We start from the raw sequence: 11,341 nt of genomic DNA on the forward strand, positions 1-11,341 counted from the left end.
CCCCCGCCGAGAGCAGCGTCTCGGCGCTGGCGATGAAGGCGATCGCAAGGGCCGCGATCACGAGCGTCGGATTTGCGAGAGGGGCGAACCACGCCGCGCTGGTCGGGAAAGTGAAGGCGGCGACGATCGAGGCCGGAACCTCGATCCGCGCCACGTCGAGGCCAAGGCTCCAGGCGGCCGCAGTTGCCGCGAGGACGCCGAGCAGCGCGCCCGGAACCAGCGACAGCGACTTGGGGCGCAGCTTTTCCCAACCGAGCATGACGGTGATCGTCAGCACGCCGATCGCCAGCGCCATTTCGGTCGCGGCGGCATTGCTGAAGTCGAGCCCGAGCACGCGCGCGGGCATCATCGCCATGTTCTCGAGGCCGCTGGCCATCGGCTTGGCGTCGAACAGGATGTGGAACTGGCCGATGACGATCAGCGCGCCGATGCCGGCCAGCATGCCGTGGACCACGGCGGGGCTGATCGCGCGGAACAGGCCTCCCAGCTTGAGGGCGCCCGCGATGAGCTGGAACACGCCCGCCAGCAGCAGAACGGGCCCGAGTGCCTCGAGCCCGTTTTCACGCACGAATTCGAAGACGATGACCGCAAGGCCCGCCGCCGGGCCGCTGACCTGCAGCGGCGATCCGGCCAGCATGCCGACGACAATGCCGCCGACGATGCCGGTCACGAGCCCCCTCTCGGGGGGCACGCCCGATGCGATGGCAATGCCCATGCACAGCGGCATGGCGACCAGGAACACGACGATCGACGCCGTGAAGTCCCGGCCGAAGTGGGCGAAGAGGCCGGAGCGCTCCTCGCCCGCGGGGGCTGCGGCCGCGGCGCTCATTCTGCGGCTTCGAGGTATTCGGTGGCAACGCGGGTGCGGGCCGCCAGCGCGACAGGCAGTTCGCGGTCCTCACGCAGGACGATGAACTCGCCGGTGTCGCCGTTGAGACCGAGCACCTGGCCCGCGTGGATGTCGACGAACCAACCGTGCAGGGTGATCTCGCCGCGCGCGATGCCTGCCGCCACCGAAGGGTGGGTGCGCAGGTGGCTGAGCTGGGCGATGATGTTCTCGAGGGTGATGGCGCGTACGCGCTCCTTGCCTTCGAGGTCGGCATGGCAGGTGCTGACGATATGCTCAGCCGCGGCGCCGTGCTTGAGCCATGCGGCGACATTGGGCATCGCTTCGAGACCGGTCGGGTCGCTGAGTGCCTTCATCGCGCCGCAGTCCGAGTGGCCACAGACGATGATGTCGCGCACGCCAAGGGCGGCGACGGCATATTCGACGGTGGAGGTCACGCCGCCGTTCTGGGTCGAATAGGGCGGCACGATGTTGCCGGCGTTACGGCACACGAACAGATCGCCAGGGTCGGCCTGCACGATGTGCTCCGGCACGACGCGCGAATCGGCGCAGGAAATGATGAGTGCCTTCGGGAACTGCCCCTTCGCGGTCAGTTCGCCGAAAAGCTCGCTGCTGGCGGGGAATGTGGTCTTCTCGAAGTTGAAGACGCGGCCGATGAGCTCGTTCATCTGGGGGTACCTTTCACTTATCCTGGCGTCGCCGGCGCATGGCCGGCGACTTACCCGGAAAGCTAGGGGGGTAGATTTTCGGCCGTCGGTCGCGAACGTAACGAAAGCTTGCTGCGGTGCAGCGGAGGGTCAGTCCGAGGCGAGCGGCAGCCGGATGGTGGCCCGTAGCCCGCCCTCCGGCCGGTTGCGCAAGTCGAGCGTGCCGTTTTCCATGCGCACCGCCTTGGCGACGATGGGCAGGCCGAGCCCCATTCCGGCGGTGTCGCGAGCGCGCGCGGTGTCGAGCCGGACGAACGGCTGAAGTGCATCGGCGATGCGGTCCTCGGGGATGCCGGGGCCGTCATCATCGACAACGATCTCCACGCCGCTGCCTTCGCGCCGCACGCTGACACGGGCATTGCCGCCGTAGTGTACGGCGTTCTCGATGAGGTTCGAGAGCGCGCGGCGGATCGGCACCGGACGGACCCTGAGCGTGACACTGGAAGCACCCGAATAGGTCGCGTCGGCGCCGTGGTCGGCAGAGGTGTCGACCAGCGTCTCGACCATTACGGCGATGTCGATCAGTTCGGCCGGGATCGAGCGGCCATCGCTGTCGACATAGGCCTGGATCGAATCGAGGAGCATGCGCATCTCCTCAATGTCGTGCGACAGGCCCTCGCGCACTTCGGGATCGACGCTTTCGTCGTCGAGCCGCAGGGTCATGCGCGACAGCGGGGTCTTGAGGTCGTGGCCGATCGCCAGCATCGTCTGGGTGCGATCGACCAATGACTGGTGGATGCGCTCCTGCATGGCGTTGAGCGCGCGGATCAGTTCGCGCAGTTCGTCCGGGCCGCGCTCGGGCACGGGGCGCGGCGGACCGGAGCCGAGGTGCCGGGTCGCGCCGATGAGGTTGCGCAGCGGCCTCAGCGTTGCGCGGACCAGGAGCCACGCCAAGGCGATCAGCAGCAACGTCGGCAGGACCAGGCTGGCGATGCGCCCGGCAGTCAGCTTCCAGGCGGCGCTGGCATGGGTGTGGAAGCGCACCACGCTGCGGTCCGAGAGCCGGAACGAGCCGCCGATATTGCCCTTGCCGGGCAGTTCCTCGAGGTGAAGCTCAAGGTCGGCGAGCGCCAGTTCGGGCTCGATCCCGACCACCTGCGCGCGCAGGTTGGAGAGGCCGAGCGAACCGCGCCGGCGGTCGTCGGGCCCGGTCCAGACGAGCCGGAACCGGTCGGTACTGAGGACCTGCGCTACCGCGCCGCGCTCATCCGGCTCGGCATGTTCCAGCGTGCGGTGCGCGAGGACCAGGTTTTCGGCGATGCGGTCGGCATCGTCGCGGCGCAGTTCGAACGAATTGACCCGGTCGAACAGGAAGCAGTTGGCGGCGAACTCGACGACCACCACCAGCACCAGCACCGCGAGCAGCCGCTCGGGCAGGCCCATCCGCCTGAACAGGGCGACGACCTTGCCCAGCATCAGGCGCGCCCGCGGGCCATCAGGCGCGCGTCACTTCCGCCTTGAACATGTAGCCCACGCCGCGAACGGTGACGATGGGCGACTCGCCACCCTCGGCCTGCAGCTTGCGGCGCAGGCGGCTCACGAGCACGTCGATGCTGCGGTCAGAACTGTCGCCGATGCGCGAGCGCGACAGCTCCATCAGGCGTTCGCGCCCCAGCACGCGCTGTGGGTAGCCGAGGAAGGTGGAGAGCAGGTCGAACTCGGCGCCGGTGAGGTCGACGATTGCACCGCCGGGCGCGCGAAGCTCGCGCCGGGCCATCGAGACCTGCCATCCGTCGAAGTGGATCATGTCCTGTCCGCGCGCATCGGCTGCCGGCTCGCTCGCGGAGTCGAGGCCGCCGCCGCGGCGCAGCACGGCGCTGACGCGGGCCGCTAGTTCGCGCGTGCTGAAGGGCTTGGCGAGATAGTCGTCGGCGCCCAGTTCGAGGCCGAGCACCCGGTCTTCCTCGCTGCCGCGCGCGCTGACGAAGATGATCGGCACGTCGCTTTCGCGGCGAAGGCGGCGGAACAGGTCGAAGCCGCTGGTGCCGGGCAGCATGATGTCGAGGACCACGAGATGGACCGTCGCCTCGCGCAGGGTGACCCACATCTCAGCGCCGGTGGCGGCGGTGAGGACGTTGAAACCGCTCTGCCGCAGGGCCCGCGCGGTAAGGGTGCGGAGCGCGCCGTCATCCTCGACGAGCAGGATTGTGGGGGGTGTCGTCATGGTTTCCTGGGGGAGCCTGTAGCGTGGAGCGACCGTCATCGTGTTGTGCTTGTTCCTGCTGCCAATAAGGGAACCGGCGCGGCGTGGGAAGCCGCACCGGTCGGAAAATGTCGCGCCGCCCCCGGGGATGCAGAAACGGCGCGGCCAAGTTTCACCGCGAGATGAACATCTTAGCGCGGAGCGACAGCAACCTCGGCGCCGTCGTTGCGGGCCAGGCCCTCTCGCTCGGCCTGTTCGGCCTGCGCAATGTTGTGGCGGCAGACCCGGCCCTTCGAAGGCTCGGGATGGCAGGCGACCGGCGCGCTGGAGCGGGCAACCTTGCCGCGCGCGACCGCCGGGTGCCCCTTGCCTGCGGTCACGCTGTCACCGGCATAGCCGGCGGCGGCGGGAACCGCAGCCGGCGCGGAAAGTGAAACGAGGGCAAGAAGAGCGGCGGAAATCATGGGCATTCTCCAATCTGGCAATTCGGTGACGCCAAATTGGGGGCAGGACGTGTCGCCTTTCGGGCGATGGCGTGACGAAATGTTGCCCGTTCGCAACTGCGCCAGCGTTCATACAATTGCGTACAATCGTGAATGAATTCTGCCAGAACCGCTTCGGTGCGGTTCAGAAGGATAGGCGTAGTACGATCTCAACACGGGAACAACGGCCAGTTGATCCGCCGCCCGCAAGGAGTTGAAGATGAACCTGTTCAAGAAGACTGCCCTCGCCGCCGGCCTCGCTGCCACGACTCTCGCCAGCACCACGCCGGCCATGGCGCGCGACTATCACCGCGGCAACGACAACACCGCTGCCATAGCCATCGGCGCCGGCATCCTGGGCATCGCGGTCGGCGCCATCGCCGCATCCTCGAACAACCGCAACGACCGCTACTACGAGAGCGACCGGTATTATGGCTCGGGCTACGACAACGCCAATTGGTCATACCGCGACGGCTACTACTGGGACGGCAATGGCGGTCGCCACGGTCGCGACGAGTATCAGCGCTACCAGAGCAACCGCGGCAACTACGGCCGCGACGACCATCGCGGTGACTACGGCCACGGCCGGGGCGACTATCGCCGCGGCTACTGATCCCTTCACCGAGCGGCCGGGCTGAACCCCTCGCCCGGCCCCGCGAGACGCCCGGCCCCACCTCCTGGCCGGGCGTCTTTGCATCTGGGAGGCGCGGCATGCTCAATCCATCGCAAGCCCAGCGCGGCCGGTGGCAAGTTCACTCGCCGTTCAGTCCGCGCCTCCCACGTTGTTAACCACGCGCCCACCGCAACCGCCGTTACGAGGTTGGCCCGGAAAGGGAGTCGAAAGACATGACTACTATCTTGAAGACGTTCGGAAAGAAGCTGGCCCTCGGCATCACGCTCTCGGCCTCGTTACTTGTGGCGACAGCGCCCGCGCAGGCCCGTGACGGGTACTACGACCGAGGCGGCAACGACGCCGCTATCGCCATCGGCGCCGGTGTGATCGGACTCGCCCTTGGTGCGGCCATCGCCGATCGCGGCGACAGCCGGTACTACGACCGCGGCTACTATTCGTCGCGCCGCTACGTCACCGTCCGCGACCGGCCAGGGTACTACTATTACTACCAGGGCAACCCCAACCGCTACTACCGGGACCGGTACTACGACCGTTATTACGCGCCCTATTACCGCGATCGCTACAGCCGGGGAGACCGCTACGGCCGCAATGACCGCTATGGCCGGAACGATCGCTATTACCGCAGCGGCCGCTACGACCGGGGCGATCGTGGACGCGACCGCTGGGATCGTCGTGACGATCGCCGCGAGCGCGACTGGCGCCGCCGCTGAGCGCTGACGTGCGGTAATGCGCTCGCGGACCAGCGACTGGCCTCGCCACCGTTGCCCGCGAGCCGCACCTTCCGGCGCAGCACAGCGCACCCCTGAACGACCCTCGCCAAGTGCGGCGGGGGTCGCTATGGGCCTGCCCACCATGGAAATCGCAGACCTGCGCATCGCCCTGTTCTCGGGCAACTACAATTACGTTCGCGACGGCGCCAACCAGGCGCTCAACCGCCTCGTCGGCTACCTCCTGCGCCAGGGCGCGCAGGTTCGCGTCTACGCTCCGACAGTCTTCAAACCGGCATTCGAGCCCACCGGCGACCTCGTCGGCGTGCACTCCGTCGCCATTCCCGGCCGGCCCGAATACCGCGTGCCCCTGACGTTCTGGGGCAAGGCGGGCCGCGACCTTGCGAAGTTCGCGCCCAACGTCGTCCACGTCTCGTCCCCTGACCCGGTCGGCCACCAGGCCGTGACTTGGGCCATGCGCCGCAACCTGCCGGTGCTGGCCTCGGTCCACACCCGGTTCGAGACGTACCTGCGTTACTACAACATGGCCTGGGGCGAGCCGCTGATGGAAGCGATGCTGCGCCGATTCTACCGCCGCTGCAGTGCCCTCGTCGCCCCGTCCGAGAGCATGGCGCAGCTGCTGCGCGAGCAGCGCATGAACTACGACGTGTCGATCTGGTCGCGCGGCGTCGACCACGAGCTGTTCAACCCCGGCCGCCGCGATCTCGAGTGGCGGCGCGGCCACGGCATCGGCGACGACGACGTGGCGATCGGCTTCCTCGGCCGACTGGTCATGGAAAAGGGCTTAGACGTCTTCTCCGACACGCTCGACGAACTGAAGCGACGCGGCATCCGCCACAAGGTGATGGTGATCGGCGAAGGCCCGGCACGCGAATGGTTCGAGGAACGCCTGCCCGGCGGCGCCTTCGTCGGCTTCCAGCAGGGCGCCGACCTCGGCCGCGCCGTCGCCTCGATGGACGTGCTGTTCAACCCCTCGGTCACAGAAACCTTCGGCAACGTCACGCTCGAGGCGATGGCCTGCGGTCTGCCAGTGGTAGCCGCCGCTGCGACCGGCAGCCAGAGCCTCGTCGATGACCGGGTCTCGGGCCGGCTCATCCCGCCGGGCGCCGTCCACCAGTTCGCCGAGGCGCTGAAGGGCTACATCGAGAACCCGGCCCTGCGCTGCGCCCACGGCGAGGCCGGTGTCGAGCGCGCGAGCGAGTTCAGCTGGGACCGCATCAACCACGCCGTCGCAGACACCTATGTCCGCCTGATCCGCCAGAAGGCGCGCGGCTGAGGGCGCGGGTCAGCGCAGCACGCCTTCGCTGCGCTTCCTTGCCGCGTACCACAGCAAAGTCAGCGCAACCGCCCAGATCACGACTGCGAGGGCGTGGCTACCGGGCGAGGCCATGCTCGCGGGCATTTGGCTGGTCAGCTGCCAGATCTGATTGATCGCCAGCCCCAGCAGGGAGCCGGCAAAGGCGATCACCGCCAGCCGGGAGCGGCCGAGCAGGAACAGCGCCCCGAGCAGTCCGCCCCAGACGCCCAGCGCCCAGGTGAACATCGACCAGACAGGCGCGGCGTCGAGCCAGTCGATGACCTCGGGCGGCAGCGGCGCCAGCCACGCGGCGTTGCGCGTCACGGTCATCGAGAAGTCGAGGCAGCCGAAGGCATTCCACACCAGCGCCAGCACGGCGACCACCCAGTATGACCGACCGGGCTTCGCCGTCCCGTCCTGTGCCGCCATCCTTGCCATGAGCCTGCTCCCCTGTTGCGCGCGCAAGTTACGCCCCTCGCCCCATCGACGCAATCTGCGCGCGCGAGGATGACGTTTGCGGGATTACTGCCTAGATAGGCTCCATGGCCGACCTCTTCGCCGATGACATTCCGCCCCCACACGCCCCCGACGCCGTGCGCGAGAATGCCCCGCTTGCCGACCGGCTGCGGCCCCGCACGCTCGCCGATGTCGTCGGGCAGGAGCACCTGACCGGACCCGAAGGCGCGATCGGGCGCATGGTCGCGGCGGGGCGGCTGTCCTCGATGATCCTTTGGGGCCCGCCCGGCACCGGCAAGACCAGCATCGCGCGCCTGCTCGCCGATGCCGTGGGCATGCGTTTCCACGCGGTTTCCGCCGTGTTCTCCGGCGTCGCGGACCTCAAGAAGGCGTTCGCCGAGGCCGATGTCGCCGCCAAGGCCGGCCAGCGCACGCTGCTGTTCGTGGACGAGATCCACCGCTTCAACCGTGCTCAGCAGGACGGCTTCCTGCCTTTCGTCGAGCGCGGCACCGTCACGCTGGTCGGCGCGACGACCGAAAACCCCAGCTTCGCCCTCAACGCGGCGCTGCTCAGCCGCGCGCAGGTGCTGATCCTGCACCGGCTCGATGCCGCCGCGCTCTCCGCCCTGCTCGCCAAGGCGGAGGACCTCGAAGGCCCGCTGCCGCTGACGCCGGATGCGCGCGAGGCACTGGTCGCCTCGGCCGATGGCGACGGGCGCTTCCTGCTCAACCAGGCCGAGACGCTTTACGCCGCGCGCATTCCCGAACCGCTAGACCCAGCGGGCCTCGGCCAGTTCCTCCAGCGCCGCGTGGCGGTCTACGACAAGGACCGCGACGGGCACTACAATCTCATCAGCGCGCTGCATAAGTCCCTGCGCGGATCGGACCCGCAGGCCGCGCTCTACTACATGGCGCGCATGCTCACCGCCGGGGAGGAGCCGCTCTACGTGCTGCGCCGGCTGGTACGCTTCGCCAGCGAGGACGTCGGCCTCGCCGATCCGCAGGCGCTGGTGCAGTGCCTCGCCGCCAAGGACGCCTACGAGTTCCTGGGCTCTCCCGAGGGCGAACTGGCGATCGTCCAGGCCTGCCTCTACCTCGCCACCGCGCCCAAATCGAACGCGGCCTACGCGGCGTTCAAGTCCTCGTTCAAGGCCGCGCGCGAGACCGGCTCGCTCAGCCCCCCGGCGAACATCCTCAACGCGCCGACCAAGCTGATGAAGGACATCGGCTACGGCAAGGACTACGCCTACGACCACGACGCGCCCGACGGTTTCTCCGGCGACAACTACTGGCCCGACGAACTCGGCCCGCAGGTCTACTATGACCCCGTCGAACGCGGATTCGAGCGCGACATCAAGAAGCGCCTGGAATGGTGGGACAAGAAGCGCGCAGAGCGGCGCGAGAGCTGATGACGGACCAAATCGACGGGAACACGCAGCTCTGACCCACTTCCGCAACTTCATGGCGATCGACTGGTCCGGCGCGCTGGGCGAGCGGCAGAAGGGCATCGCCGTGGCGCTCTGTGGCGAGGGCGACGCGGCGCCTCGCCTGTTTTTCCCGCCGCGCCATGCCAAATGGTCGCGGGCCGAGGTGCTGGACCTGCTGCTGCACCGCCTGCCGCCTGATACGTTGGTCGGCATGGACCTCGGTATCTCGCTGCCCTTCGCCGATGCAGGCGCATTCTTTCCCGGTTGGGTGGACAGCCCGCCGAACGCCCGCGCGCTCTGGGCGCTGATCGACGGCCTTTGCGCCGAGGACGCGCACCTCTCGTCCGGAAGGCTCGTGGACCACCCCGAACTCAGCGCCTATTTCCGCCGCCATGGCGGGCGCGAGGGGGCACGGTTCCACTTGCCGGGCGCGGTCCACAAGCGCGGGCGCATGCGCGTGACGGAGGCGGCGCAGGCGCGCGCAGGGTGCAAGCCCTACTCCAACTTCAACCTCGTCGGCGCGGCGCAGGTCGGCAAGTCGAGCCTGACGGGGATGCGCCTGCTGCACCGACTGGACAGGCGGCTTCCGGTCTGGCCCGTCGATCCGCTGCCCGAGCGCGGCTCGGTGCTGGTGGAAATCTACACCACCCTCGCCGCCGTCGCCGCCGGGCGCACCGCCGGCCGCGCCAAGATGACCGACCATGCCGCGCTCGACGCGGCACTGTTAGAACTGGGCTCGCAGCCCGGCAGAGGCACCGGGCCGATCGACGACCACAGCGCCGATGCCCTCGTCACTTCTGCTTGGCTGCGCACCGTCGCCCACCGCGCCGACCTGTGGCACCCCGCCGAACTCACGCCCGAACTCGCCGCTACGGAGGGCTGGACCTTCGGCGCACCCTGACGCACAACCGGCGCGATAAAACAGGGAGCGCCATTCTTCATGAGATCCGTTCTGCTGGCAGGCATCGCCTGCCTTTCGCTTGCCGCCTGCGCCACGACAACGACTGCCGAAAACAATGCGATGGCTGCCGTTGCCAAGCAGGCCGAGCAGCCCTTCCCCAAACAGACCTGGAAGCAGTTCGTCGATGCCAGCATCAAGGACTGGTTCGCCACGGACCCGTCCTTCGCGATCTACGAAGGCGCGCACGAATACGACGGCAAGCTGCCCAATTGGAGCGAGGCTGGCCTCAAGGCCCGCGCCGCTTTCCTGCACGCGGTGATCGACAAGGCCGCCACCTTCAGCGACCTCTCCGATGCCGAACGCTTCGAGCGCGACTATCTCGTGCAGGTCGCCAAGGGTAACCTGTTCTGGCTGGAGGACGCCGACCTGCCGCACAATAACCCGGCCTTCTACATCAACGGTGGGCTCGATCCGAACGTCTACGTCAGCCGCGACTATGCGGATAAGCCGACGCGGATGAAGGCGATGATCGCCTTCTTCAAGGCGGTGCCCGCGCAGGCCGCCAACATCCGCACCAACCTGCCCGGCGCCATGCCCGCGAGCTACATCAAGCTGGGCAAGGACGGCTTCGGCGGCCTTGCCGGCTACTACCGCGGCGATGCCCGCGCCGCCTTCGCAGACGTCGCCGACCCTGCGCTCCAGGCCGACTTCAAGGCATCGTCCGAGGCAGCCGCCACCGCCATGCAGGCCGTCGCCGACCAGATCGGCAAGACCACGCCGACGCAAGGCTTCGCGATGGGCGCGGACAAGTTCGCGCGCATGGTCGCCGCCACCGAGGCGGTCGATGCCCCGCTCGACCAGCTGGAGGCGGCCGGCCGCGCCGATCTCCTGCGCAACCAGCAGGGGCTAAAGGCAGCGTGCGCGAAGTTCGCGCCCGGCAAGACCATCCAGCAGTGCTTCGACAAGATGCGCGCCGACAAGCCCGCCGGCGGCCCCGTCGCCGAAGCCCGCCGCGAGATCCCCGAGCTGGCGGACTTCGTGCGGAAGAACGGCGTCGTCACGATCCCGGGCACGAAACTCGCGCAGGTGGAGGAGAGCCCGCCCTACAACCGCGCCAACTCCGCCTACATCGACCCGCCGGGGCCGCTGGAGAACGGCGGCTCGTCGATCTACTACATCTCACCGCCGGACCCCACGTGGTCGAAGCAGATGCAGATGGACTACATCCCCGGCAAGGCCGACCTGCTGTTCACCACGGTCCACGAGGTCATGCCCGGCCACTACCTGCAGTTCCTCCACTCGAACGCCGCGCCATCCATCGTCGGCAAACTCTTCGTCGGCTACGCCTTCGCCGAGGGCTGGGCGCACTATGCCGAGGAAATGATGCTCGAAGCCGGGCTGGGTGACGGCGATCCGGGCATCCAGGTCGGCCAAATTTCCAACGCCCTGCTGCGCAACTGCCGCTACCTCTCCGCCATCGGCCTCCACGCCCGCGGCATGACGCAGGCGCAGTCGAAGAAGATGTTCATGGAACAGTGCTACCAGGACGAAGGCACCGCCGAGCAGCAGGCCGCGCGCGGGACCTACGATCCCGCCTATCTCAACTACACGCTCGGCAAGCTGATGATCCGCAAGCTGCGCACCGACTGGACCGCCACGCGCGGCGGCACCGCCGCGTGGAAGGGGTTCCACGACGACTTCCTCAGCCGCGGCGGCCCG

Annotated in this window: 12 protein-coding genes; 6 read left to right on the forward strand and 6 right to left on the reverse strand. The window is 68.3% G+C overall.

What is annotated here, in order from left to right; translation table 11 throughout:
* The 5 genes from PMI02_RS14365 to PMI02_RS14385 all read right to left on the reverse strand — a co-directional run.
* Positions 1 to 829: SulP family inorganic anion transporter (locus PMI02_RS14365; RefSeq protein ID WP_007683973.1), on the reverse strand; the 829-nt coding region annotated here is incomplete at its 3' end.
* On the reverse strand, positions 826 to 1,515 hold the full coding sequence (locus tag PMI02_RS14370) for a carbonic anhydrase (RefSeq protein WP_007683974.1): 690 nt from the start codon (positions 1,513 to 1,515) through the stop codon (positions 826 to 828). The genes PMI02_RS14370 and PMI02_RS14365, both read right to left, overlap by 4 nt.
* Before the next feature lie 129 nt (positions 1,516 to 1,644).
* A complete protein-coding gene (locus tag PMI02_RS14375) occupies positions 1,645 to 2,970 on the reverse strand; it encodes an ATP-binding protein (RefSeq protein ID WP_007683975.1) in 1,326 nt (441 codons plus the stop codon).
* A gap of 19 nt (positions 2,971 to 2,989) precedes the next feature.
* Complete coding sequence (locus PMI02_RS14380) at positions 2,990 to 3,718, reverse strand: response regulator transcription factor (protein WP_007683976.1); 729 nt, start codon at positions 3,716 to 3,718, stop codon at positions 2,990 to 2,992.
* A 170-nt stretch (positions 3,719 to 3,888) separates the two neighbouring features.
* The gene (locus PMI02_RS14385) at positions 3,889 to 4,167 is read right to left on the reverse strand and encodes a hypothetical protein (protein ID WP_238539077.1); all 279 of its coding nucleotides are present in this window, start codon (positions 4,165 to 4,167) and stop codon (positions 3,889 to 3,891) included.
* 232 nt (positions 4,168 to 4,399) lie between these two features.
* Between PMI02_RS14385 and PMI02_RS14390 the strand changes: the two genes are divergently transcribed.
* The 3 genes from PMI02_RS14390 (at position 4,400) to PMI02_RS14400 (ending at position 6,817) form a co-directional block, all read left to right on the forward strand.
* Positions 4,400 to 4,792: a hypothetical protein gene (locus PMI02_RS14390; protein WP_007683980.1), complete on the forward strand. Its 393-nt coding sequence runs from the start codon at positions 4,400 to 4,402 to the stop codon at positions 4,790 to 4,792.
* Between the two features lie 233 nt (positions 4,793 to 5,025).
* Entirely contained in the window at positions 5,026 to 5,523 is a 498-nt protein-coding gene (locus PMI02_RS14395; protein WP_007683982.1) for a hypothetical protein, read from the forward strand.
* 142 nt (positions 5,524 to 5,665) lie between these two features.
* Entirely contained in the window at positions 5,666 to 6,817 is a 1,152-nt protein-coding gene (locus PMI02_RS14400) for a glycosyltransferase family 1 protein (protein WP_036503925.1), read from the forward strand.
* A 9-nt stretch (positions 6,818 to 6,826) separates the two neighbouring features.
* Here PMI02_RS14400 and PMI02_RS14405 read toward each other — a convergent pair whose 3' ends face one another.
* Complete coding sequence (locus PMI02_RS14405) at positions 6,827 to 7,276, reverse strand: hypothetical protein (RefSeq protein WP_007683984.1); 450 nt, start codon at positions 7,274 to 7,276, stop codon at positions 6,827 to 6,829.
* A gap of 104 nt (positions 7,277 to 7,380) precedes the next feature.
* Here PMI02_RS14405 and PMI02_RS14410 point away from each other — a divergent pair, with 104 nt between their 5' ends.
* From PMI02_RS14410 to PMI02_RS14420, 3 genes are all read left to right on the forward strand, one after another.
* Positions 7,381 to 8,703 carry a replication-associated recombination protein A gene (locus PMI02_RS14410; RefSeq protein ID WP_007683985.1) on the forward strand — a complete coding sequence of 441 codons (1,323 nt, stop codon included), beginning with the start codon at positions 7,381 to 7,383 and terminating at the stop codon, positions 8,701 to 8,703.
* Positions 8,704 to 8,755: 52 nt separating this feature from the next.
* Positions 8,756 to 9,622: a hypothetical protein gene (locus PMI02_RS14415; protein ID WP_007683986.1), complete on the forward strand. Its 867-nt coding sequence runs from the start codon at positions 8,756 to 8,758 to the stop codon at positions 9,620 to 9,622.
* Between the two features lie 39 nt (positions 9,623 to 9,661).
* The coding region (locus tag PMI02_RS14420; RefSeq protein WP_007683987.1) for a DUF885 domain-containing protein at positions 9,662 to 11,341 on the forward strand (1,680 nt) is incomplete at its 3' end.

It is taken from the genome of Novosphingobium sp. AP12, from assembly GCF_000281975.1.
In the GTDB taxonomy this organism is placed as follows: domain Bacteria; phylum Pseudomonadota; class Alphaproteobacteria; order Sphingomonadales; family Sphingomonadaceae; genus Novosphingobium.

Coding starts and splice junctions, on each gene's coding strand:
- PMI02_RS14370 (WP_007683974.1), bottom strand. CDS start 1,515: ATGAACGAGCTCATCGGCCGCGTCTTCAACTTCGAGAAGACCACATTC.
- PMI02_RS14375 (WP_007683975.1), bottom strand. CDS start 2,970: ATGCTGGGCAAGGTCGTCGCCCTGTTCAGGCGGATGGGCCTGCCCGAG.
- PMI02_RS14380 (WP_007683976.1), bottom strand. CDS start 3,718: ATGACGACACCCCCCACAATCCTGCTCGTCGAGGATGACGGCGCGCTC.
- PMI02_RS14385 (WP_238539077.1), bottom strand. CDS start 4,167: ATGCCCATGATTTCCGCCGCTCTTCTTGCCCTCGTTTCACTTTCCGCG.
- PMI02_RS14390 (WP_007683980.1), top strand. CDS start 4,400: ATGAACCTGTTCAAGAAGACTGCCCTCGCCGCCGGCCTCGCTGCCACG.
- PMI02_RS14395 (WP_007683982.1), top strand. CDS start 5,026: ATGACTACTATCTTGAAGACGTTCGGAAAGAAGCTGGCCCTCGGCATC.
- PMI02_RS14400 (WP_036503925.1), top strand. CDS start 5,666: ATGGAAATCGCAGACCTGCGCATCGCCCTGTTCTCGGGCAACTACAAT.
- PMI02_RS14405 (WP_007683984.1), bottom strand. CDS start 7,276: ATGGCAAGGATGGCGGCACAGGACGGGACGGCGAAGCCCGGTCGGTCA.
- PMI02_RS14410 (WP_007683985.1), top strand. CDS start 7,381: ATGGCCGACCTCTTCGCCGATGACATTCCGCCCCCACACGCCCCCGAC.
- PMI02_RS14415 (WP_007683986.1), top strand. CDS start 8,756: ATGGCGATCGACTGGTCCGGCGCGCTGGGCGAGCGGCAGAAGGGCATC.